This is a genomic window from Zunongwangia profunda SM-A87 (genome assembly GCF_000023465.1).
GTDB classification, from domain to species: Bacteria; Bacteroidota; Bacteroidia; order Flavobacteriales; family Flavobacteriaceae; genus Zunongwangia; species Zunongwangia profunda.
This window is the reverse complement of sequence record NC_014041.1, coordinates 1,044,446-1,068,218: the sequence shown is the minus strand read 5'-3', so window position 1 is coordinate 1,068,218 and position 23,773 is coordinate 1,044,446. Positions and strand designations below refer to the sequence as shown.

General features: G+C 35.1%; 26 protein-coding genes and 1 tRNA gene. 14 read left to right on the top strand and 13 right to left on the bottom strand.

Annotation, left to right across the window (positions count from 1 at the left end):
• Positions 1 to 30 precede the first annotated feature (30 nt).
• Positions 31 to 807, top strand: coding sequence for a diadenylate cyclase CdaA (gene cdaA, locus ZPR_RS04700; RefSeq protein ID WP_013070476.1), 777 nt, complete (start codon positions 31 to 33; stop codon positions 805 to 807).
• Between the two features lie 31 nt (positions 808 to 838).
• Here the strand turns inward: cdaA and ZPR_RS04695 are convergent, their stop codons facing one another.
• The 4 genes from ZPR_RS04695 to truA form a co-directional block, all read right to left on the bottom strand.
• Positions 839 to 1,702, bottom strand: a complete 864-nt coding sequence (locus ZPR_RS04695) for a hypothetical protein (protein ID WP_013070475.1) — start codon at positions 1,700 to 1,702, stop codon at positions 839 to 841.
• A 10-nt stretch (positions 1,703 to 1,712) separates the two neighbouring features.
• The gene (locus ZPR_RS04690) at positions 1,713 to 2,597 is read right to left on the bottom strand and encodes a hypothetical protein (protein ID WP_041578679.1); all 885 of its coding nucleotides are present in this window, start codon (positions 2,595 to 2,597) and stop codon (positions 1,713 to 1,715) included.
• 127 nt (positions 2,598 to 2,724) lie between these two features.
• Complete coding sequence (locus ZPR_RS04685; protein WP_013070473.1) at positions 2,725 to 4,494, bottom strand: ABC transporter ATP-binding protein; 1,770 nt, start codon at positions 4,492 to 4,494, stop codon at positions 2,725 to 2,727.
• Positions 4,484 to 5,236: a tRNA pseudouridine(38-40) synthase TruA gene (gene truA, locus ZPR_RS04680; RefSeq protein ID WP_013070472.1), complete on the bottom strand. Its 753-nt coding sequence runs from the start codon at positions 5,234 to 5,236 to the stop codon at positions 4,484 to 4,486. The genes ZPR_RS04685 and truA overlap by 11 nt, the downstream gene beginning before the upstream one ends.
• Before the next feature lie 102 nt (positions 5,237 to 5,338).
• Between truA and ZPR_RS04675 the strand changes: the two genes are divergently transcribed.
• Positions 5,339 to 5,836, top strand: coding sequence for a metallophosphoesterase family protein (locus tag ZPR_RS04675; protein WP_013070471.1), 498 nt, complete (start codon positions 5,339 to 5,341; stop codon positions 5,834 to 5,836).
• A 589-nt stretch (positions 5,837 to 6,425) separates the two neighbouring features.
• Here the strand turns inward: ZPR_RS04675 and ZPR_RS04670 are convergent.
• Entirely contained in the window at positions 6,426 to 6,836 is a 411-nt protein-coding gene (locus ZPR_RS04670; RefSeq protein ID WP_041578678.1) for a DUF4293 domain-containing protein, read from the bottom strand.
• A gap of 198 nt (positions 6,837 to 7,034) precedes the next feature.
• On the opposite strand from ZPR_RS04670, the gene rho reads away from it, so the two are divergent.
• The 4 genes from rho (at position 7,035) to ZPR_RS04650 (ending at position 11,418) form a co-directional block, all read left to right on the top strand.
• Positions 7,035 to 8,693, top strand: coding sequence for a transcription termination factor Rho (rho, locus tag ZPR_RS04665; RefSeq protein WP_013070468.1), 1,659 nt, complete (start codon positions 7,035 to 7,037; stop codon positions 8,691 to 8,693).
• A gap of 113 nt (positions 8,694 to 8,806) precedes the next feature.
• Entirely contained in the window at positions 8,807 to 9,520 is a 714-nt protein-coding gene (locus ZPR_RS04660; RefSeq protein WP_013070467.1) for a response regulator transcription factor, read from the top strand.
• Positions 9,504 to 10,862: a HAMP domain-containing sensor histidine kinase gene (locus tag ZPR_RS04655; RefSeq protein WP_041578677.1), complete on the top strand. Its 1,359-nt coding sequence runs from the start codon at positions 9,504 to 9,506 to the stop codon at positions 10,860 to 10,862. The genes ZPR_RS04660 and ZPR_RS04655 overlap by 17 nt, the downstream gene beginning before the upstream one ends.
• Before the next feature lie 76 nt (positions 10,863 to 10,938).
• On the top strand, positions 10,939 to 11,418 hold the full coding sequence (locus tag ZPR_RS04650) for a hypothetical protein (protein WP_013070465.1): 480 nt from the start codon (positions 10,939 to 10,941) through the stop codon (positions 11,416 to 11,418).
• A 330-nt stretch (positions 11,419 to 11,748) separates the two neighbouring features.
• On the opposite strand, the gene ZPR_RS04645 is transcribed toward ZPR_RS04650, so the two are convergent.
• Both ZPR_RS04645 and ZPR_RS04640 read right to left on the bottom strand, forming a co-directional pair.
• Positions 11,749 to 11,821: transfer RNA gene (locus ZPR_RS04645), tRNA-Gly, on the bottom strand.
• Positions 11,822 to 11,872: 51 nt separating this feature from the next.
• The gene (locus ZPR_RS04640) at positions 11,873 to 12,298 is read right to left on the bottom strand and encodes a GNAT family N-acetyltransferase (RefSeq protein ID WP_013070464.1); all 426 of its coding nucleotides are present in this window, start codon (positions 12,296 to 12,298) and stop codon (positions 11,873 to 11,875) included.
• A 65-nt stretch (positions 12,299 to 12,363) separates the two neighbouring features.
• On the opposite strand from ZPR_RS04640, the gene ZPR_RS04635 reads away from it, so the two are divergent.
• Both ZPR_RS04635 and ZPR_RS04630 read left to right on the top strand, forming a co-directional pair.
• On the top strand, positions 12,364 to 12,912 hold the full coding sequence (locus ZPR_RS04635; RefSeq protein WP_013070463.1) for a ClpP family protease: 549 nt from the start codon (positions 12,364 to 12,366) through the stop codon (positions 12,910 to 12,912).
• Between the two features lie 5 nt (positions 12,913 to 12,917).
• The gene (locus ZPR_RS04630) at positions 12,918 to 13,205 is read left to right on the top strand and encodes a GNAT family N-acetyltransferase (RefSeq protein ID WP_041578676.1); all 288 of its coding nucleotides are present in this window, start codon (positions 12,918 to 12,920) and stop codon (positions 13,203 to 13,205) included.
• 187 nt (positions 13,206 to 13,392) lie between these two features.
• Here the strand turns inward: ZPR_RS04630 and ZPR_RS04625 are convergent, their stop codons facing one another.
• A complete protein-coding gene (locus tag ZPR_RS04625; RefSeq protein ID WP_041579627.1) occupies positions 13,393 to 14,154 on the bottom strand; it encodes a murein L,D-transpeptidase catalytic domain family protein in 762 nt (253 codons plus the stop codon).
• A gap of 383 nt (positions 14,155 to 14,537) precedes the next feature.
• Between ZPR_RS04625 and gpmI the strand changes: the two genes are divergently transcribed.
• The 6 genes from gpmI to ZPR_RS04595 all read left to right on the top strand — a co-directional run bounded on the left by gpmI (position 14,538) and on the right by ZPR_RS04595 (position 19,321).
• On the top strand, positions 14,538 to 16,055 hold the full coding sequence (gene gpmI, locus ZPR_RS04620) for a 2,3-bisphosphoglycerate-independent phosphoglycerate mutase (protein WP_013070460.1): 1,518 nt from the start codon (positions 14,538 to 14,540) through the stop codon (positions 16,053 to 16,055).
• Between the two features lie 19 nt (positions 16,056 to 16,074).
• Entirely contained in the window at positions 16,075 to 16,614 is a 540-nt protein-coding gene (locus ZPR_RS04615) for a thioredoxin family protein (RefSeq protein WP_013070459.1), read from the top strand.
• Positions 16,615 to 16,673: 59 nt separating this feature from the next.
• Entirely contained in the window at positions 16,674 to 17,084 is a 411-nt protein-coding gene (locus ZPR_RS04610; protein ID WP_013070458.1) for a BT0820 family HAD-type phosphatase, read from the top strand.
• Positions 17,085 to 17,103: 19 nt separating this feature from the next.
• Complete coding sequence (gene map, locus ZPR_RS04605; RefSeq protein WP_013070457.1) at positions 17,104 to 17,919, top strand: type I methionyl aminopeptidase; 816 nt, start codon at positions 17,104 to 17,106, stop codon at positions 17,917 to 17,919.
• Positions 17,912 to 18,478, top strand: a complete 567-nt coding sequence (locus tag ZPR_RS04600) for an HNH endonuclease (RefSeq protein ID WP_013070456.1) — start codon at positions 17,912 to 17,914, stop codon at positions 18,476 to 18,478. The genes map and ZPR_RS04600 overlap by 8 nt, the downstream gene beginning before the upstream one ends.
• A gap of 69 nt (positions 18,479 to 18,547) precedes the next feature.
• Positions 18,548 to 19,321, top strand: coding sequence for a class I SAM-dependent methyltransferase (locus tag ZPR_RS04595; RefSeq protein WP_041578675.1), 774 nt, complete (start codon positions 18,548 to 18,550; stop codon positions 19,319 to 19,321).
• A gap of 272 nt (positions 19,322 to 19,593) precedes the next feature.
• Here ZPR_RS04595 and ZPR_RS04590 read toward each other — a convergent pair whose 3' ends face one another.
• The 5 genes from ZPR_RS04590 to ZPR_RS04570 form a co-directional block, all read right to left on the bottom strand.
• The gene (locus ZPR_RS04590) at positions 19,594 to 20,631 is read right to left on the bottom strand and encodes an FAD:protein FMN transferase (RefSeq protein ID WP_049771415.1); all 1,038 of its coding nucleotides are present in this window, start codon (positions 20,629 to 20,631) and stop codon (positions 19,594 to 19,596) included.
• Entirely contained in the window at positions 20,609 to 20,968 is a 360-nt protein-coding gene (locus ZPR_RS04585) for a hypothetical protein (protein WP_013070453.1), read from the bottom strand. Before ZPR_RS04585 ends, ZPR_RS04590 begins: the two co-directional genes overlap by 23 nt.
• A gap of 102 nt (positions 20,969 to 21,070) precedes the next feature.
• Positions 21,071 to 22,357, bottom strand: coding sequence for an NADH:ubiquinone reductase (Na(+)-transporting) subunit F (gene nqrF, locus ZPR_RS04580; RefSeq protein WP_013070452.1), 1,287 nt, complete (start codon positions 22,355 to 22,357; stop codon positions 21,071 to 21,073).
• A 16-nt stretch (positions 22,358 to 22,373) separates the two neighbouring features.
• Positions 22,374 to 22,988 (bottom strand): NADH:ubiquinone reductase (Na(+)-transporting) subunit E, encoded by a 615-nt coding sequence (gene nqrE, locus ZPR_RS04575; RefSeq protein ID WP_013070451.1) that lies wholly within the window; start codon positions 22,986 to 22,988, stop codon positions 22,374 to 22,376.
• A 24-nt stretch (positions 22,989 to 23,012) separates the two neighbouring features.
• A complete protein-coding gene (locus tag ZPR_RS04570; RefSeq protein ID WP_013070450.1) occupies positions 23,013 to 23,771 on the bottom strand; it encodes an NADH:ubiquinone reductase (Na(+)-transporting) subunit D in 759 nt (252 codons plus the stop codon).
• Positions 23,772 to 23,773: the final 2 nt, after the last annotated feature.

Here is a 23,773-nt window from a genome sequence, read left to right as displayed (position 1 = left end):
TTTCTATTTTTACATAAAAACCTCGCAAATTTGGATATTTTAAGTATTCGATTCCTGGATATTCTCGATATTGTTCTTATCGCAATCCTTCTGTATAATGTATATAAACTGGTTAGAGGTACGGTTGCAGTAAATATCTTTATTGGTATTGTGATCATATACCTGGTTTGGCGACTTACCCAGCTACTTCAAATGGAACTTTTAAGTAGCGTTTTAGACCAGTTTGTGGGTGTGGGAATGTTTGCCTTAATTGTGGTTTTTCAACAAGAAATAAGGAAATTCCTATTAATGATTGGTTCTGCTAATATCACTTATAACGGACGTTTTTTCAGAAATTTAAAATTTACACGTAACGATTCTGACGATGGCGCTACGAATATAGATGTGATCGTTGATGCCTGTGAATCTATGGGACGCACCAAAACAGGGGCATTAATAGTAATCCAAAGAAGTACAAAGTTGGATTTTGTTAAAAATAGTGGAGACGAGATGAATATAGAGCTTAACCAACCTATCATCGAGTCTATTTTTTTTAAAAATAGTCCATTGCATGACGGTGCCATGGTTATTGAAGAAAATAAAGTAACCGCAACAAGAGTGATTTTACCTGTTTCTAATGACCGGTCTATACCGCTTCGTTTTGGGTTAAGACACCGTGCTGCTGTTGGAATTACGGAAAAAACCGATGCTCTAGCTCTTGTCGTAAGTGAAGAGACCGGACAAATTTCTTATATACGAGACGGAGAATTTACCATGTTCGAGAGCAATACCGAATTACGGGAACGCTTAAAAGAAGATTTGAGATAATGTTTAATTATCAATTAAACTGAAAAATATCTTATGGCAAGTAGATATTCTCTAAACTAAAATCCAGTTGTTTTATCGCTGTATTATTTTCCAAAATAACTTCAATATAACTTCCAGATGTTGGCTCTTCGCTTAAATTAATTTGATAAAGTTGTTCTACGGAAGCAAAACCATAAGAAATAAGCTGATCTTTTTCATTGTATACTTTAATGCTATGAAAATCTTTTGGTGAAGGATATATTTTGAAATTAATAAAATGAGCGCGGTTATCTGTTCCTCTTCGCACGATATCTTTTAGGATTTTTCTTGAAAGTTCTATGTCTAAAACTTCCTGCTCGCTCAATTCTTCGTAGCGCTCCTCCATATCTTTTGTTATACTTTTATCGATTTCAACTTCTAATTTAGATAGTTTTTCGTGCTTTAAAATACTAAGCTGTGCTTTTTTAGGGTGATCACTCAACAAATTTTCCCCAATACGTTCTATAAAATTGTCGATACGTATATAAGCTTTATTTTCTTGGGTAGGTGTAAAATAGTTTAAAGTGCCGGTAATTGTAATTTTTTTAGCTTTACGGCTTGGAGTTTCTAAAACGATTTCCTTGGATTTTCTTGAAGAATATTGTTCCCTTATAGAAGTGTCGATAAGTTGCAGCACTTCTCCTTTGTCATCCAAAACTTTAAGGCTCTGTAATTTTATAAGATGATTTTTATCCAGTGTAATACCATTTACAGAAGTAAGAATTTTAAGCTGATTAACCACTTTTCGTCTGGCATCATCTGCAAAAACACTTGTCCTGATTTCCTGAATATCTTGGAGAAAAACATGAAATTCCTGCGCACCTATTGTGCTGCAAAACATGATACTTATAAATGCAAAAAAGAAAAGATTTTTCACCCTGAATAATTTAAGGTAGTGCAATATTATTTAAGTTTAACTCCATTTTATCGATGGCATCGGGATGCTCATACATAATTTCTAAACGTGTATTTTCGTCTGGCGCTTCAGCTAAGTACAACACAATTTTTTCTTTTGCATAGGAATATCCAGTATTGATTTTTTCGCCTTCACCATTAAAAACATACAATCTGAATATTCTGTTTTCCGGATCTTTTTTATAAAAAAACAAATGACTCTCCAGGTCCTCATAAGAAAAATAGAAAAGCTTTTCTACAAACCGGGTAGCCTCTTCCAACGTGTTTCCCATACCAAGATCTTCGTGTAAATTTTCAATATAAGGTTTGTAACCAGGTCTGTCTCTTAATTCTTTTAATTTTTCGAAATTCAGCAAAATCAATTTTGTTTCTTCACCTAAATCAGCTAAAAAATCGATCTCTTTTTTTTGCATTAAATTTTCAATAGACAATAAAGAGTTTTTTTCTTTTGAAACGGTAAAATGTTCGATTACTGCTGAAAGTTTTTTTAAGGATATTGCTTCTCTTGAAGGCGCCTGGAAATTGAAATTGAAATACCGGCTTCTGCCCCACTGTCCTTCATTAGGATAACCATTGTGCCACCCCAAACTGTTTCCAGTATCATCTATAGCTGAATTTACTTTTTGAACTCGTAAAAAATGAAGACCATCTTCTTCAAAATTCTCTACCTCCATTTTTAATCGTAATAAAATTTCTTTAGATCCTTTATATCTAAATTCCTCGATAGCATTTAAATTTACACCTTGCGAGAATGCAGGCGGTATAATCCCAAAAAGTAAAATGGTTATAAAAATGATTAGTCGACATATTTTTTTTGAAGAGATGCCTAGCATCAACTTGTAATCTTGATGTGTCATTATTTTTAAACTTCGAGGCCTCAAAACACAACTTATATTTTATCGAAAATTGCATACGGTAACTAAAAAATCAACGTTAATCAAAACCAATTAATAGATACGTTCTATTTTCGATTAAGGAAAGGATTTAAATGGATTCTTCAGCCATAAACTGCACTTCATAGAGTTTACGATAATGCCCGTTTTCTTTAAGCAATAATTCATCGTGGGTTCCCATCTCTACAATTTCACCACTATCCATTACCATGATCTTATCGGCTTTCTTAATAGTCGCCAATCGGTGAGCAATAACAATCGAAGTCCTGCCTTTGGTAATTTTATCTGTCGCTTCCTGGATAAGCTGCTCACTATAAGTATCTACTGAAGAAGTTGCTTCGTCCAACACCAAAATACTGGGATTACTAACGTAAGCCCTTAAGAAAGAGATCAATTGACGTTGCCCGGAACTTAACATTACTCCGCGTTCCTTTACATTATAATGATACCCATTGGGTAACGAACTTATAAAATCATGAATCCCAATTTGTTTTGCAGCCGTGATTACATCATCTTCAGTAATATCTGGATTATCTAATTTGATATTATGCATAATCGTATCGGCAAACAAAAATACATTTTGAAGCACCACCGCGATTTCAGACCGTAGTGATTTTATGGTCACGTCTTTGATATCTATTCCATCAACAGCGATCGTTCCACTATCAATCTCATAAAATCTGTTCAATAAATTAATAATAGTAGATTTTCCGGCTCCGGTGGCTCCAACAATCGCGATCGTTTCACCTGCTTTAGCGGTAAAGTTCACTCCGCGTAATACTTCTTCTCCTTCCACATAGCTAAATCGAACATTTTTAAATTCTATATCTCCTTTAATCGATTGTAGTTGTTTTTCACCTTCATCACTAATTGTAGAATCGGTATCTAAAATCCCGAATACTCGATTAGCCGCTACCATCCCCATTTGCAGGGTATTAAATTTATCTGCGATTTGGCGTAAGGGTCTAAATAACATCTGCGATAATTCGATAAATGCGATAATCACACCAAGGGTGATATTAGGATTATCATTTACTGCCTGTAAACCTCCAAACCATACGATAAGACCAACGGTGATCGAGGTAGACATTTCTGCAATAGGGAAGAAAATCGAGTTATACCAAACGGTTTTCACCCATGCTTTTCTATGCCTGTCGTTGATATTTTTAAAATTGTTATATTCCGATTTTTCGCGATTGAATAACTGAACGATCTTCATCCCGGTAATCCGCTCCTGCACAAAAGTATTTAAATCGGCCACCTGTGTACGTACATCTTCAAAAGCGATTTTCATTTTTTTCTGAAATACCCGGGTCGCATAAATAATAAATGGCAATACTGTTATCACCAGTAAGGTTAACTGCCAGCTTTTATAAAACATAAACCCAAGTACGACAATCATTTTTAGCAAATCGCTGATAATCATAAAAAGTCCCTGACTAAAAATACTGGAAATCGTTTCGATATCACTCACGGCACGGGTCACCAATCGTCCAACAGCAGATTTGTCATAATACTTCATCTTAAACTGAAGCATATGCTTAAACAAATTTACCCGTAAATCACGTACTACATTTTGTCCTAGTAAATTGGCAAAATAGATAAAGAAAAATTGCGAGGTGACTTCAAGAATAAGAAAACCAATCATTAAAGACACGTAGAAAATTAAATTCCCGTTATCTTTTGGAGTAATAGAATCGTCTATGGTTACCTGCAATAAATAAGGCCTTGCTACCGCAAAAAACGATAATAAAATAGCCGTAATAGCTACAAAATAAAAAGTTAATTTATAGGGATTGGTATATCTAAGCAAGCGCTTAAAAAGATCAAAATCAAATGCGTTTCCCGTTTTAGAGGCCATCAAATAGTGCTGTTTTAGGGTATTCTATTCTGGTTAAATATAAACCATGTGCCGGAACCGAGGTTCCCGCCATACTTCTGTCTTCGCTTTTTAGGATTTCTTTCAAAAATTCAACCGAATTTTTTCCAAGGCCAATATCCAACAATGTGCCTACGATCGCCCTAACCATATTTCGTAAAAAACGATCTGCCGTAATATGAAATATGAGCTCATCTTTAGATTGTTCCCAAAAAGCTGCTGTAATATTACAATTATACGTCTTTACATCGGTTCGGCTTTTTGAAAAGCACTTAAAATTAGTGTAATCTTTCAACATAGCAGCCGCATGGTTCATTTTTTCGATATCCGGTTGCTTTAAAAGATAGTAGGCCAAATCGATTTTAAAAGGATCTTTAAAATTGACAATATGATACTCATAACTTCGGCTACAGGCATCAAACCGTGCATGGGCTTGCGACTGCACCTTAAAAAGTTGGCGAATCGAAATATCCTTTGGCAAAAATGAATTCAGTTTAAATTGAAGTGTTTTTTCATCACAGTTCAAATCCGCATCAAAATGAGCATACATTTGTGTGGCATGTACACCGGCATCTGTTCGCCCCGCTCCTACTACCTCTATATTTTGTTGAAGGATTTTTGAAAGTGCCTCCTGTAGTACCTGCTGAACGCTTACGGCTTCTGGTTGAATTTGCCAACCATGATAAGCAGTACCTAAATAGGCTAAATCTATAAAATACCTCAAAGCTTAACTGAATTTTCTAATTTTGCAGCGTACAAAGATAAGGCATTTATTCTGCTAAATTGTATTTAAGCATAAGCTTTAACCCCTGAAAACATTTCTACTTTGAAAAAAATTCTATTATTAAGCGATACGCACTCTTATATTGATGACCGAATTATCCATTATGCCGAACAAGCCGATGAGATTTGGCATGCCGGCGATATTGGAAGCATAGAGATAAGCGATAAGTTAAAAGCACCGGGTAAACCACTTATTGCTGTGTATGGAAACATTGATAATACGGAAATCAGAAAAGAATTCCCTTTAAATCAGCGCTGGATGTGCGAGGGTGTAGATGTTTGGATCACCCATATCGGAGGCTATCCCAAAAAATACAGCCCTGCGGTAAGGGATGAGATTCGACAAAATCCCCCTAAATTATTTATTTGCGGACATTCGCATATTTTAAAAGTTATGATGGATAAAGACCTGGGGCTGCTCCATATGAATCCCGGAGCAGCCGGAAAACATGGCTGGCATAAACAACGTACAATGCTAAGATTTGTGATTGATGGTGAAAATATTAAAGACCTGGAAGTCATAGAACTAGCCGGGAAGTGATATGGGGCTTTTACAGTTTGCAGATTTCTTCGAATCACCATTTTAGTTGTTTTGAGCTTTCTTTTCCCCTTCATCACTATGATTTCGATTCATTTTTCTTTTAAAAAATTACTCAGCCCCTCTTATAATCGAGGTCACTGAGTGACTTCGAAGAAATCGTGTCGAAGTGCCCAAAATAAGAGCGAATAGCTTACAGTAAGGTTTGACATTTTCTCAAACCCCAACCCTACAGATTAGCATTTTCACCCCGATTCAAAATTTAAAAAAATGAAATAAAAAAATCTATTTTCCTTTGTATCAATTTCCGCCCGACTCATTTTCGTATTCTTCATCCCGACTATCAATCATCTCATTAGCGCATTTTCAAATTGAATAAAATCTACACGCTATTTTTTGTCTAAATTTTCTGGTTTCTGGCTCTTGATTCCTAAGTATTGAGCCATTTTCTATATTAAAAATGTGTCGAATTACGATGTGCTTTTCACTTTCTAACTTTAAAACTGTTTCTAAACCTAAAAACTTCTCCATAAAAAAACCCGAAGTTTTCACTTCGGGTTCTTAACGCACTAATACTACTAAGATGATAGGCTTATCGTAATCGGTCTACAGATTTTACAAGATCTTCGTCCTTTTTAATGGCTTTATTCGCCAGAACTAGAAAAACGATAGAAATGATCGGAAGAAACATCCCAATACCCTTCTCTGAAATATTCATTTCTCCGGGTAAGCTTAGCGACCAATAAACAAACACTCCTAGTAAAAAAAAGTTTAATATGATATTGATACGCCCCAATACAAATTGGAGCTTTCTATTCTTAAACATAAAAACACTGATCAAAGATAATAATCCAGAAGCAATAAACATGATAAATATCGTTAATTGATCCTGAGCGTAAACTGCACTCCCTTCTTCACTTTGCCACAAAGCAAATACAAATATAAGCCCAAGGCTTACTATTGCTGCGATAAGTAAATAAACTGTTTGTATACGTTGAAGCATATTCTCTAAAATCTGGTCACAAAAATAAAATAAAGTTTTTAGAAAAAACAGCAATTTTTCTAAATAAAGTTGTATAATTGCATACACATTTCGTAACCGGTTCTTTACAGGTTACTTATGACTCCAAAAAAATATTTTTCTATTCTTCCAAAAGAAGTTTATTACAATCAATCCAAACAAATTTATTCTTGACCATTCATGTTTGAAATTTCTGAATTAAAAGCTAAAAAGCTACCTGAGCTTCAGGAGATTGCTAAATCTCTAAACGTCCCAAAGTTTAGAAGTCTTAAAAAACTAGATCTTGTTTACCAAATTTTAGACTACCAGGCTGCTAACCCTGCAAAGACCAAAGAAGCTCTACAAGAAGAAAAGGCCGAAGAGAAAAAAACCGAGGATAAGCCAAAAAGACCAAGAAAGAAAATTGGTAGTGATAAAAAACCTGGCAGACCTAAGAAGGCTGAAGAAACGACTCCAGAAGCAAAACTAGAAGTTAAAGATGAAAGTCCTGCGAAAAACAATCAGGACAGTACTTCTAAACCTGAAAGTAAAGCTCCTAAAAAGGAGAAAGAATCGTCTAAAAACGATGATAATGCTTCTAGGAATAATAACAGAAGTACTAATAATCGTAAAGATTCCAGAAATAATAAAAAGGATAACCGTAACGACAATAACAACAATAATAATCATAAAAATAACGGTAACCGTGACAATCGCAACAGGTACCGTGAGCCGGATTATGAGTTTGATGCTATTATCGAAAGTGAAGGTGTTTTAGACATCATGCAGGACAACTATGGTTTCCTAAGATCCTCAGATTACAACTACCTTACTTCTCCTGACGACATTTACGTATCACAATCCCAAATTCGACTTTTTGGTTTAAAAACAGGAGACACAGTATTAGGGCAAATAAGACCTCCAAAAGAAGGTGAAAAATATTTCCCTCTGATTAAAATCAATAAAATTAATGGTCTTGACCCACAGGTAGTAAGAGATCGTGTTTCTTTTGAACACCTTACGCCACTTTTCCCCAAAGAAAAATTTAATATCGCTGATAAAGAAAGTTCTATTTCTACAAGAGTGATGGATTTATTTTCTCCTATCGGGAAAGGACAACGTGGTATGATCGTTTCGCAACCTAAAACCGGTAAAACAATGTTATTAAAAGACATTGCCAATGCCATTGCTGCGAACCATCCTGAAGTATATCAAATTATCCTTTTGATCGATGAACGTCCTGAGGAAGTTACAGATATGCAACGAAACGTACAGGGTGAAGTTGTTGCCTCTACATTTGACAAAGAAGCTCATGAGCATGTTAGAGTTGCCAATATTGTATTAGAGAAAGCAAAACGTCTTGTAGAATGTGGTCACGATGTTGTAATCTTACTAGATTCTATTACACGTCTTGCCAGAGCATATAATACCGTACAGCCTGCCAGTGGTAAGGTTTTGAGTGGTGGTGTAGATGCTAACGCTTTACATAAACCTAAGCGTTTCTTTGGTGCTGCACGTAATATTGAAGGTGGTGGTTCACTTTCTATTATTGCTACTGCCCTTACCGATACAGGTTCTAAGATGGATGAGGTTATCTTTGAAGAATTTAAAGGAACAGGAAATATGGAACTTCAGCTAGATCGTAGAATTTCTAACCGAAGAGTATTCCCAGCGATCGATCTTATATCTTCAAGTACGCGTCGTGACGATCTTCTTTTAGATGAAAACACTATACAGCGTATGTGGATTATGCGAAAATATCTTGCTGATATGAATCCTGTAGAAGCGATGGAATTTATTCAGCAAAAAATCAAACAAACCAACAATAATGAGGAGTTTCTTATTAGCATGAACGGCTAATTAAAAGATTTCTTTAGAATTATAGAAAGCGGCTTTAACAGCCGCTTTTTTATTACCCAATTTCGTCCTGAATTGAAAAATTTCTTTTTATTTTAGGCATAGCTAGAATTACTATGGATACAAAGAACGCTAAAATATTACTTGTTGAAGACGACGCAAAAGTTTGTGCCTTCATCAATAAAGGACTCACCGAAGAAGGATTTGAAGTAAGCATTGCTTTAAACGGAAAGGAAGGCTACCAAATGGCAAGTGCTAATAAATTTGACCTGCTTATACTGGATATTATGTTACCAGAAATGAATGGTTTGGAAATTTGCAAAGCTGTTAGAGAAGAAAACACTCATGTACCTATTCTATTTTTAACAGCACTGGGAAGCTCAGAAAATATAGCTATGGGACTCAATAGTGGCGCCGACGATTACCTGGCCAAACCTTTTAAGTTTATCGAACTTATTGCCCGTGTAAAAAGTTTATTACGCCGATCCAGAAATTTTAATTCAAATATCCCTGATAACAGTTATAGATTTTCAGATATTAAAGTAAACGACTCTTCCAAAACAGTCACCAGAAACGGAAAAAAAATAGCACTTACCAGTACAGAATATAAACTTTTACTTGCATTTTTAAAAGCCCCCGGCAGAGTAATTTCCCGCACCGAATTATTAGAAAATGTATGGGGTGTAAACTACGATATTGGCACCAATGTGGTAGATGTTTATGTAAATTATCTACGCAAAAAACTGGAAAAGGAAAATAATGATCGACTTATTCACACCGTGATTGGCATGGGCTACGTTTTAAAAGAGGACGATGAAGACACAGAATAAAATTATTCTTTTTCTTACTTCTATATTCCTTGCTTACATTCTTGTGTTTAGCGGTTTTATCTTTTTTTCTATTAGTGATTATTCGTACACAGATTTTTACAAAAGACTGGAGATTAGGGCGATTACCATGGCTAAGATCGAGTTAGAGGACGACCAGGATATTAATGTCGTTAAAGAGATACGCCAGGATTTTCTGGAAGAATTACCTAATGAAAAAATAACAATTATTGATTTACAACAGTTTGATATTCATTCAAAATCCAATCTATCTATCCCAGTTTCCTTCCTTGAAGAGATCGAAAATTTAAAACGGGCATATTATAAAAATAAAAACACATTTTATTCAGGAATCAAATACCATAATCGCGGCAAAGATTACCTGGTCATTGTTTCCGCAGAAAACTATTACAATACCCATCATATAGTTTATTTAAGGAATCTCCTTTTTATCGCTTCTCTAATATCCATTTTGATCATTATTTTTATTGCCTGGTTTTTTTCCAGAAGGGTTCTTAGACCCCTTCAAATGATTATTGGTGATATGAAAAAAATCAGTACCGAAAATCTCAATTTTCGTCTAAAAGAACCTCAAGATAACGAGGAGCTACGCAGCCTTACTTCTACTTTTAACAATATGCTTAACAGGCTCGAAACCTCCTTCGAAACGCAAAAAAATTTTATAAGCAATGCCTCTCATGAACTAAACACGCCGCTTACTTCAATTATTGGTGAAGCCGATGTCACCCTTGCAAAAGAACGTTCTAAAGAAGAATACATTATATCACTAAAAAATATTCTAGAAGATGCCGGCAAACTCGATAAAAAAACCAAAGCTTTATTGTTTTTAGCTCAAACTGGTTATGATGGTAAAGCACAGACCTTTATCAGCTTAAGAATAGACGAACTTGTAATCGATGTTAAAGAAACTGTAGAGAAAATTTATCCCGAAGCTGTGATTCATCTGGATTTTGATTCATTACCAGAAAACCCTGATAAACTCACAGTAAACGGCAATACTCAATTATTACATCTGGCAATATCCAATGTAGTTATGAATGCCTGTAAATATTCCAAAAACAGGAAAGTAAATTTTGCGTTGGCAGCTTCAGACAAAAATGTAATTATCACCGTAAAAGATAAAGGTATTGGTATTCCAGAAAATGAACTTCCTTATATCTTCGATCCGTTTTTTAGGGGTAGTAATACGGAAAATTTTCATGGTTACGGAATTGGTCTTCCACTTACTCGAAATGTAATTAAAATGCACAATGGCAGTGTTATAGCTACTTCTTCTAAAGCCGAGGGCACTATAATGGAAATTAAGATTCCTATCGCACCATAAATTCTAATGACATTTTAATCTGGTATTAATAGCATTTTAACAAGTATAGGATAAGTTTGTTACAAACAAAATTGCTATGAGAAAGATTTTAATTCCTACAGATTTGTCTGTGAATTCTCTAATACTTTTAGAGCGTGCATTAGATGACTGTCAGCAATTAACTAATATTGTATTAGTTTATGGGGCTTCACTTTCTTCATCTATTACAGAACTTCTTTTTTATTCAAAAGAAGATTATTTGGAGGAATTAAAATCTGAAACATTTAATAAAGCAATTACTATTATTGAAAAGAAACATGAAGACGTTATCAATTCATTAACCATAGATATATTTTTTGGCGGCACTAAAAATGCTTTTAACAATTTTATAGAAGGTCAAAAAATAACCCATGCTTATTTACCATCTGATGGACGAACGCTGAAATGCAAAAGAAAAAATGTATTTAATATCGTTCCTTTTTTAAAAGATTCAGAAATAGAAATCATAAATGTAGAATATCCCACGGCAATGAATGTTGTCTCCAATAATACATTAGCCAGATTATCGGCTTCTTAAGATTGTTTGATTAGTTAGTACCTATACACTTAATTTTGGTTGTTAGTTAATAGGTTAATTTTCGGCTAGGGTGATCGCTGTTACTTCTTTCATCATATTTTTGCGTTCACTTCTGATATCCTTAACATGTGGTTACCCTGCCGGGAATTTTATTAAAACTTTTTCCTAAGGTAATGGCCGTAATAAATACTATTTTAGGAAATTAAAAAGCCTCGCAATGCGGGGCTTTACTTTTAATAACTTCCATATCAAATCATAAAGCGAATATTTCAGAACTGATATATTGTTATAAAAGAAAACCCTGCCAGATGTACTAACAGGGTTTTTAAGAGCGGGAGACCGGGTTCGAACCGGCGACATTCAGCTTGGAAGGCTGACGCTCTACCAACTGAGCTACTCCCGCCTAAAGCGATGGCAAATATAAATTAGATTAGGGTTTTTCTCCAAATATTTTTCAATATTTTTTCTGGAAATGATAACCTCTAATCACATAACCTTCGTTCATATAGAATTTATGAGACCTAAAATTTTCAACATACGTATTTAATTCCACCGTAGCAGCCTTATTTTTTCTGGCGAGTTCGTCTATAAAAGAAAATAACTGTTTCCCTATTCCTTTTCCTCGATATTCTTCAGCTATTACTATATGATCTACTTCATACATTTTACCGGCATAATGCCTGGTCATTTCCCATATCCCAAAAACACCTATAATTTCATTTTCATCAAAAATACCATAACAGGTATAGTTTTGAGAAAACATCTGATTAAATCGTTCTTTTAAAATTTCCGCTGAAATAGACGTTATGGCAAGTTGTTGGATGAGTGGAATAATAAGATCAATCTCTCCCTTTAAAATCCTGTTAAATGAAAGCTCCAAATTTTATTTTTCTTCAAAATTAATTCTATTTTTATAGGATAATAATTTTTTGAAAAGAAATCATAATGAAAGATAAGCCAGGAAAAATTCAGGATAAAATAGACGCTAAATTCTTAGACGAACGTAAAATTTTTATGTGGGGACCTGTTGATGATAAATCGGCCAAACACGTTATCGATCGTTTAATCTATCTTGATTTGGAAGGAAAAGAAGAAATCCAACTTTACATTAATAGTCCGGGTGGCTATGTAACCGATGGTTTTGCCATTTATGATACCATCCAGGCTATAGATGCGCCGGTTTCCACTATTTGCACCGGTCTTGCAGCGTCCATGGGATCTATACTTCTTTCTGCAGGAAAAAAAGGAAGGCGCTTTATTCAACCACATGCTAAGGTTATGATTCACCAACCTTCTGGTGGTGCCAGAGGTCAGGCGTCCAATATTGAAATTCAAGCCACAGAAATTTTAAAAACCAAAGAACTTAGCGCTAAAATACTTGCTGAAAATTGCGGTCAAACAGTAGAAAAGGTAATGAAAGATTTTAATCGTGATTACTGGATGGATGCAAAGGAATCTCTGGATTACGGCATTGTTGACGCTATTTTAAAATAATAATTATGGAAAGCCCAATTAAACATAGAGAAAACGACCGCATGGGCATGTTTTATATGGAAGGTGAAAAAGGCACTATTGCCGAACTTACGTATACCAAAAATTCAGAAGGCGTTATCACCATCGATCATACTGAAGTAAAACGCCAGTACGAAGGGCAGGGAAAAGCTACTGAATTGGTAGCAGCAGCAGTTCATTTTGCGCGAAATAACAATCTTAAAATTGAACCATTGTGCCCGTTTGCCGAAGTGATGTTTGATCGATATAGCGAGTACTCAGATGTTAGGGCTTAATAAATCCAATCAGGAAAATCTTCAGGGTATATGAATAACCTATGAGGCAGTAGATGATTGAACATCTTTTTATTTTTAAGGATATCCCGATGACACCAATAGCTATCAGGATGATAAAAAAACAGAGGCTGAAATTATATAATTTCAGCCTCTGTTTTTTTAAACTATCTTATAAATTGCTTTTTTATTAAGAAGCTTTCTCATTTAAGAAAGTACTCCCGGATAAATAATCCTTAGAACTCTTATTGATATAAACAACAGATTTCCCTTTTATTGTGTTGATAATCTCTTTAGAAATAAGTCTGGGTATCGCAGGACAACCATAACTACGGCCGGCCCTACCTCTACTATCAATAAACTTTTCGGTTACATAGTCAGATCCATGAATAACTACATAGCGTTTTCTTGCATTACTATTAAAGTTTTTCTCCATCCCATCTATAAAAAGCGACAGCCCATTTTTACCATAGTAAGTTTCGCCGGTCACATAAAAACCTAAACTACTTTTATGACTATTTACTGCATTAGAGAAGGTTTTAGCAAATTCCCAACCAGAATTTTTGCCGTGAGATGTGTAGGTATTAAATATTACTTCTTGATGTTCCATATCTAAAACCCAAAACCTTTTCTTTTTAGAAGAAAGGTCAAAGTCTATGATAGTAAGTATCTTATTTTTTACTTTACCCTCATCTTCCAGTTTATAATAACCTTTCATAGCATTTTCAAAAGTTCCAAGCAGTGGCATACTTTCACTTTTATCTTTAAAGGTGTCGTAAAGCATCCCAACCTTATCTTCAAAAGTAAGCTCGGTTCTTTTTACTTCAAAATTATTTAATTCTGCTAATAATTTTTGCTCTTTTTTAATAGGAATTTCTGTGATGGAGGTGGATCCCGAAAAGGCAGTTGAAAACATTAAAACTACCGCTACAGCCATTAATCGTTTCGTCATTCTGGGGTTTGTTTTGTTAATTTTATCTAAAATTTTTGCCAACATACAAAAAATAACATATCTGCACAATTTTTATGGCATTTATCTGGAACATAACCTATTAAACACCTTAAACAAATCACTAACAGATCTAAGCAAGAAACGTATAGTGAGCATCGATATTGTATAAACTCAATTATAAAATGTTAAAATTTAAAATTTAATTTTGTTAAAATTAATTACAAAAGTGAATAATTAATATTTTAAAACGTTTTCGTAAGAATTATTTCAAAACATTCATTTTTTTCGCCAAAAAGTCGATAACTTTAATAAAAGATTAAGGGGGCTTCTTTTAGCCAACTTTTAATTTGTTTTTATATTTATCCAAAATTTACACCATTACGATGAACAAGAAGGTATTATTGATGATATTAGACGGTTGGGGACAAACTCAAAATGAAGAAGTCTCTGCTGTTGCCAAAGCCAAAACTCCATTTATAGACGAAATTTCTGCAAAGTATCCACATGCCCAGTTAAGAACTGACGGAATGAATGTTGGTTTACCTGAAGGACAAATGGGAAATAGTGAAGTGGGACATATGAACCTGGGAGCGGGTCGTGTAGTATATCAGGACTTGGTAAAGATCAATCAGGCCGTAGAAAACAAAACACTTATTGAAGAGCCTGCATTGCGCGAAGCATTTGAATATGCCAAAAAAAATGATAAGCCTATTCACTTTATGGGGCTTTTAAGTGATGGTGGTGTACACTCTCACATTAAGCATATTAAAGGGCTTTTAAGTGCAGCTGAAGATTATGGTATAACTAGTAAATATTTACACGCCTTTACAGATGGTCGTGACGTTGATCCACATTCTGGTAAAGGTTTTGTAGAGGAGATACAAGAGCATTTAAAGGAAACCAATGGTAAATTAGCATCTATAATTGGCCGCTATTACGCGATGGATCGAGATAAACGATGGGAACGAGAAGAAAAAGCTTATGATCTGATTGTAAAAGGAGAAGGCAAAAAAACTCAAAATCCCGTTCAGGCTATACAGGAAAGTTATGATGAAGGTATTACCGATGAATTTATCAAGCCAATTGTTGTTACCAGCGAAGATGGCACGCCTGTTGCTAAATTACAGGAAAAAGATGTGGTCATTTTCTTTAATTTTAGAACAGATCGTGGTAGACAATTAACACAAGCCTTAAGTCAGGACGATTTTCCAGAATACGATATGAAGAAAATGCCTTTATATTATGTAACGCTGACTAAATATGATGATAGCTTCAAAAACATAAACGTTATCTTTAAAAAAGAAAATATAAAAAGTACTTTAGGTGAGGTATTAGAATTTGTAGGTAAAAAGCAAATAAGAATTGCTGAAACCGAAAAATATCCACACGTTACATTTTTCTTCTCGGGCGGGCGTGAAGAACCTTTTAAAGGAGAAAGAAGAATTATGTGCAACTCCCCCAAAGTAGCTACATATGATCTACAACCAGAAATGAGCGCCTATGAAATTAGGGATAAAATTATTCCAGAATTAAATAAAAAATCTGCTGATTTTATTTGTTTAAATTTTGCTAACCCAGATATGGTTGGCCATACCGGTGTTTTTGAAGCGGCAGTTAAAGCATGCGAAACCGTAGATGAATGTGCTAAAGATGTATGTACGGCAGCAATGGATAATGATTATTCTGTAATAGTAATCGCAGATCACGGTAATAGTGAAACCATGATTAATGAAGATGGCTCTCCTAATACTGCGCATACCACTAACCCCGTGCCATTAATTCTTTTAGATAAAGATGTAAAAGAGATAAAAAGTGGTAAATTAGGCGATATTGCACCAACAATTTTAAAATTAATGGGAATTGAAAAACCAGAATTAATGACTCAGGATCCCTTAATTTAATAAATAAGCCACAGATAAAATGACTAAATTTATTCCTTTTATGGTCGCTGTATTATTAGGTTGTAGCACCGTAAATATATCCAAAGAGAGTAAAAATAACGAGCAGATTACTACTCAACAAAGTATGCTCCTAGGAAAATTTAAAAAGGCAGATTTACTGCAAGAGCCCTATGCTGCATGGTTTGAGCCCAGATATGAAAAGTTTGAACCAAACGCCAAAGCTATGGAAACTATTAAAGATAATATTAACGACTATGAGATAAATATCTTTATGGGGACCTGGTGCGGGGATAGTAAAAGGGAAACTCCTCGTTTCTTTAAAATATTAGATGAAAGCGGTTATAACTTAGACAAGCTTACTGCAATAGCAGTAGATTATAGTAAATCTACTCCTGAAAAATATGAGGAGAAGGTGAATTTAAATCGCGTTCCCACAATAATTTTTTATAAAAATGGGAAGGAAGTAAACCGATTTGTAGAATTTGCTCAGGAAAGCTTGGAAGAAGATATCGCTAAAATTGTAAGCGGTAAAGATTATAAGAATTCGTATGCCGAGTAAATAAATAAGTATTTGAAAACGGATAGTTAATTGCTATTCATTTAATTTTGCTGAACGTTATGTCCCCTACACTAACAATAGCGATAGATTTTGACGGTACTATTGTAGAAAATAAGTACCCTGAAATAGGTAAGCCACTTTTGTTTGCTTTTGAAACTTTAAAAAAGCTACAGGAAGATGGTCATAACCTTATTCTATGGACTTACCGCAAAGGCACTCGTTTAGAGGAGGCCGTGACATTTTGCAAAAATAATGGCATAAGTTTCTATGCTGTAAATAAAAGCTACCCTGAAGAAAATTTTGATGAAAGCCTAAGTCGTAAGATTTTGGCCGATATTTTTATTGATGACCGTAACATAGGTGGCATGATGGGTTGGGGAGAAATCTATCAGATTATTTCTAAAAAAACGGGGAGCAAAAACCCAAAACAATTTAAAAAGAAGAAAAACCGATTTTTCGGTAGACTTTAAAGTATAAAGAGTAACACTAATGATTATACCTAAAACAAGGGAACAAATTGAATTAATGAGGGAAAGTGCACAAATCGTGTCTAAAACCCTGGGAATGCTGGCCAAAGAGGTTAAACCTGGTGTAACTACACTTCATTTAGATAAGCTAGCTGAAGAATTTATAAGAGACCACGGTGCTCATCCCGGATTCCTTGGAATGTACGATTTTCCAAATTCCCTTTGTATGAGTCCTAATGCGCAGGTTGTGCATGGGATTCCTAACGAAAAACCCCTTGTAGAAGGTGATATTATTTCTATTGATTGTGGCGCTTTAAAAAATGGTTTTTACGGAGACCATGCGTATACCTTTGCTGTAGGAGAAATTGCCCCAGAAACTAAAAAACTCCTGGAGGTTACCAAAGAGTCACTTTACGTAGGAATAAGAGAATTCAAAGCCGGCAATCGTGTCGGTGATGTTGGCTATGCTATTCAGAAATTTACTGAAGACCATGGTTACGGAGTTGTTCGTGAGCTTGTTGGCCACGGCCTTGGCGCTAAAATGCATGAAGACCCTGAAATGCCCAATTATGGCAGAAAAGGTCGAGGAAAAAAATTTGTAGAAGGAATGGTTGTTGCGATAGAACCCATGACGAATTTGGGAACACGCCGCATAAAACAGCTTCCCGATGGCTGGACTATTTTAACTGCAGACAATAAACCAAGTGCTCACTTTGAACATGATGTAGCCTTAATCGACGGCAAACCGGAGCTGCTGTCCACCTTCAGTTATATCTATGAAGCTTTAGGCATAGAAAGTAACGAAGAAGACGAATTTAGAGCAAAAACCTATGATTAAAAATTTCAGAGGAGAGGTTTGGAAAACCCTACACAAAGAAGAATGGGAAGACCGTTTTGTCTACAAAGTATCTAATTACGGTAGACTGGTAAGCTTCCTAAAAAACAAAGAAGAAGGTGAATTAATGCGTGGCGGCCGAGTTGGAGGCTACCTTAATTTTGCCGTAAGACTAAAGTCTGGAAAATCCAAGACTTATTACATACACCGCATTGTCGCAGAACTTTTTCTTGACAAAAAAGAAGGTGATAAATATGTAATTCATAAAAATTTCCAAAAAGATGATAATCGCGTAGAGAACATTGCATGGGCTACCAAAGACGAATGGGTTGCACATCAATACCACAGCCCCAGCGTTAAAGAGAATAAGAAAAAACGTAAGCTTAGAAAAGTGACCTCTTATTCTAAATTAACCTATGCACAAGCGGTTATTCTTAAAAAGAAATTGCTGGATCCAAACAGAAAAACAAGAATACGAGTTCTAGCAAAACAATTTGGAGTTTCCGAAATGCAACTTTACCGTATTAAATCTGGTGAGAACTGGGGAGATATTGAAGTTTAGACATTCAATATAAAATCCTGCTGAAAGCATTTTATTTGAATATCTTTGGCTCCGGAAAGATATATTTAAATGAAAAGGCTCTTTAAAAAGATTCTCAATACAGTACCAAGACCGTTATTAATACGTCTTAGTTATTTTGTTAAACCATTTTTGGTTCTAACACTAAAAGGTAATACCTATACTGATCCTATAGACGGCAAAAGTTTTAAAAAATTTTTGCCATATGGGTATGAGAATCAGCGGGAAAATGTCTTATCACCCTCTACGCTCTCTTTAGAGCGTCATCGGCTATTATGGCTTTATTTAAAGCTAAAAACAAACTTTTTTAAAGCTCCTATTAAAGTCCTGCACTTTGCCCCAGAGCAGGCCTTTTATAGACGCTTTAGGAATTTAAGCAATCTCGATTACACTACCACAGATCTTAATTCTCCCTTAGCTGATGTTAAGGCAGACATCTGCAATCTTCCATTTAAGAACAATCAATATGATTTTATTTTATGCAATCATGTCTTAGAACATATCCCCGATGATACTAAAGCCATGCAGGAAATCCTACGTGTGCTCAAACCAGGAGGTACCGCTATTTTACAAATTCCGCAAGAATTAGATCGCTCTACTACTTTTGAAGATAATAGTATTACAGATCCTAAAGAAAGAGCACGTATTTTTGGCCAATATGACCATGTGCGTATTTATGGAAGAGACTATTTTGAAAAGTTAAGAAGTATAGGCTTTAAAGTTGAGGAAGTAAATTTTACAGAAGAGTTATCCCCTGCTGAAGTTGATAAATTTCGGCTTGCTAAGGGAGAAATTATCCCGGTATGCCTTAAGCCAACGGCTTAGATCACCTCTACCCTTTTAAGAATTTCTATGTAAAGGCTCAGTAAAGTATATGAAGGAATAATCTAAAAATTATGCAAATTTCTGGAACAAACGCTATGGAATATTTACATAGTTTAACCAAATGATTATAGCAAGAGTTTTGTAGATAAAACTAGTTGATCTTATTACAAGTTCTTTTTTTCGATGTCTACGCCCACAGATACAGCAACATCGGTACTGAAACTAATTATATCATCACGGAGTGAATCCAAACCAAACCTATTCTATTAGAATCAATCCGTAAGCAAGCTTTCTTGAAATCCTGCAGAAGCATATACTTTAATGGAATCGTTTTCAGCATAGATAAAATACACATCCACATCCTCTAATTCTAAGGATAATTTTTTCGCTTTTTCTAATCCCAAAGCCATAAATGCGGTTGCGTATCCATCAGCCAACATGCAACTTTCAGCTAAAACAGAGGCACTCAGCAAATTGCTTCTTTCGGGTTTTCCGTTAAGCGGGTTTATGGTATGCACAAAACGCTCTCCGGTAGTCGAATCTACCCTAAACTTACGATAATTACCAGATGTCGCCATAGCCCTGTTTTTTAGCTTTAAAGTAGCCTGAAAGGTTCTTTCCCCTTCTTCTTGCAATGGATCATCTATAGCTACAATAAAAGGCTTCTGCTTTGTAATGTGCTCTCCTTTACTAACTAGTTCTCCTCCCAATTCAATTAAATAATTATGTATGCCTTTATTTTCAAAATATTCTGCAATAACATCTATTGTGTATCCTTTTGCTATGGCATTAAAATCAAGATAAATGTGTGGATTTTCTTTTGCAATACGATCTTCATCAGTCAACTTCAATTTATCGAATCCTACATATTGCAGTAAGGAGTCTATAGTATCTACATCTAATGCTTCCAGGCTTTTGTCAGGACCAAATCCGTAGGCATTGACTAAATTACCTACAGTGGGATCAAAATAGCCATTAGTTTCTTTATAAATTTGTTCTGAAGCTTTAAAAACATTTTGAAAGTTTGCGTCGACTTTTATAGAATCTATTCCGCGATTGATCAAAGAGATATCAGAATCTTCCCAATAAGTACTCATAGACTTATTTATTACCTGAAAAACACTATCCAATCCTTTTTCGATTTGTAAATCTTCCTTTCCTGTAAAAATTTTTATGTGGTAAGAAGTACCCAAAGCATTACCTGAGTAATTCTGTTCTTCAAATTCATTGCCTTCACAAGCGCTAAAACTAAAGGCGATAAAAAGAACTAATATTGATACTAAAACCTTAAATTTCCTGCCAGCCATCATAATTGATAATATAATTTTCTTCGTGAGTTACCGGTAATTCATAATCTTTAGCATTTGCGATCCCAACACCGGCGTAAAATGTTCTCGCCTCAAACTTAGAAGCATGTTGCTTCATTGTTTCCATATACACCCTGTCCATTATCCTAGGATCCATAGGATAATTAATAGCACGAACCACTACAAAATGAAGTTTCTTGTCTTTTAATGCTACAAATTGAGGATTTGCTTTTATACTACTGTTTACCCCTAAAAACTCATATCCTTTTTTTTCAAGGTCTTTCCCTACTACATTCATCGCGAGGTTATGAAGTTCTTGTTTTGATAATTCGTTCGCCATGCTACAAAATTACGAATAGAAGACTAAAGCCTGACACAAAAGATTATAAAAAAAGCCGACTTGTTCAAATCGGCTTTTTAAAATTATATGCTAAATTTTGAATTATCCTCCAAAATCATCGAATCTTACATTCTCACGAGGTACTCCAAAATCTTCGGTCATTTTCTCTACCGCTTTATTCATAAGCGGTGGTCCACAGAAATAATATTCTATATCCTCTGGTTCATCATGATGACTCAAGTAATTATCAATTACAACCTGGTGAATAAAGCCTACGAAACCGTCGCCTTCTCCATCAATTCCGTCTTTTTCTTTCCAATTATCCTCTTCTAAAGGTTCTGAAAGCGCTAAATAGAATTTAAAGTTAGGAAAATCTCTTTCTAAGGCTCTAAAATGTTCAGTATAAAAAAGTTCTCGTTTAGAACGCCCACCATACCAGTACGTTACTTTTCTACCTGTCTTTACAGTACGGAAAAGATGATATAAGTGAGAACGCATTGGTGCCATACCTGCACCACCACCTACGTAAAGCATTTCTGCATCACTTTCATTAATAAAGAATTCTCCATAAGGTCCTGATATAGTTACTTTATCACCTTTCTTTCTAGAGAAGATATATGAGGAAGCAATACCAGGGTTTACATCCATCCATCCGTTCTTACCTCTATCCCATGGTGGAGTAGCAATACGAACATTAAGCATAATCTCACGTCCTTCTGCCGGATAAGAAGCCATAGAATATGCACGCTCCACGGTTTCATTGTTTTTCATTACAAGAGGCCATAAGTTAAACTTATCCCACTCCGCTTGAAATTTATCCGGTGTTTCATGCTCTTCAGGGTGAGCGGTAATATCAATATCTTTATATGGAACTTCACATTTCGGAATTTCAATCTGAATATATCCTCCCGCTTTATAGTCCATATCTTCAGGAATTTCCACTACAAATTCCTTAATAAAAGAAGCAACATTATAGTTTCTTACTACCGTCGCTTCCCATTTTTTAATTCCAAAAACTTCTTCAGGAATCTGAATCTTCATATCCTGTTTTACCTTCACCTGGCAACCAAGTCTCCAGCCATCAGCGATTTCCTTACGGGTAAAGTGTGGTTCTTCTGTAGGTAAAAGTGTTCCTCCTCCTTCTTTAACGATACATTTACACTGGATGCAGGTACCACCTCCACCACAAGCAGAAGGAAGGAAAAGTTTCTCTGAACCTAAAGTACCAAGCAGCGTTCCTCCAGAACTAACTTCAAGGTCTTTTTCTCCGTTTACATTAATTTTAACCGGTCCCGAAGGGATTAACTTCGCTTTAGCCCCTAGAAGAATAGAAACCAAAAGAAGGATCAAAATTAAGAATACAACTATACTTGCAATTATAACTGTCATTGTTGTTGTTTTTCTTTTATAATTTAATACCCATAAAACTCATAAATCCTATCGCCATTAGTCCTGTAATGATAAATGTTATACCAAGACCTTTTAATGGTGCAGGAACATTAGAGTAGGTAATTTTTTCTCTAATTGCAGCGATAGCAATAATGGCCAAAAACCATCCTATACCACTACCAAAACCATAAGTTACGGCTTCTCCTATTCCTCCAAAATTCTTTTGTTGCATAAATAAAGACCCACCTAAGATGGCACAGTTTACTGCAATAAGCGGAAGAAAAATACCTAATGCTCCATACAGTGCCGGAGCAAATTTCTCTACAATCATTTCTACAAGTTGTACCATAGAGGCAATTACCGCAATAAACATGATAAAACTTAAGAAACTAAGATCCACATTAGCATATTCAGGATTTAACCAGGATAAAGCACCAGGGCTTAATAAATACTGATCTAATAGAAAGTTGATTGGTACCGTTACGGTAAGTACAAATATTACTGCCGCACCAAGACCAACAGCGGTATTCACTGTTTTTGACACTGCTAAATAGGAACACATTCCTAAGAAGTAGGCAAAAATCATATTTTCTATGAAAATACTTCTAACAAATAAATTTAAATATTCCATAATAAGATAATTCGCTGTTGATAATTATTCTTCGATTAGTTTGCGGTTTCTTGCACGTTGTACCCAAATAATGATCCCTACAATAATAAGTGCCATTGGTGATAACAACATCAAACCGTTATTTTCATAACCTAAGGCATAAAGACCAGTAGAATCTGCTAATGTTGGCGCTTTATGTCCTAAGACTTCGTATCCAAATAATTTCCCTGAACCTAATAGTTCTCTAAAGAAAGCCACTACGATAAGAATAAAACCATAACCGGCTCCATTTCCTATACCGTCAAGAAAAGATTTATACACACCATTTCCTAAAGCGAAAGCCTCTAAACGTCCCATTACAATACAGTTTGTAATAATAAGACCTACGAAAACCGAAAGCTGCTTACTCACATCATAAGAGTAGGCTTTAAGTACCTGATCCACTAAAATCACCAAAGAGGCAACTACTACAAGCTGTACGATAATCCTAATTCTATTAGGAATTAAATTTCTAATTAAAGAAACGATGATGTTAGAAAAAGCTACTACTACAATTACCGCCAAAGCCATTACTAAAGCAGGCCTTAATTGTACCGTAATTGCTAACGCCGAACAAATACCTAATACCTGTACAGTAATAGGGTTATTGTCGTTAAATGGATCTGATAATAATTTCCTGTTATTCTTAGACAGAAAATGTTCCTTCTCTTCTGAACTTGATAAGAACAGAATCATTTCATCTTTTTTCTTCTCAGCAGCCTTTTGAGCCGAATCTGTAGAAGTTTGTTTGTTATCTGTCTTCATAA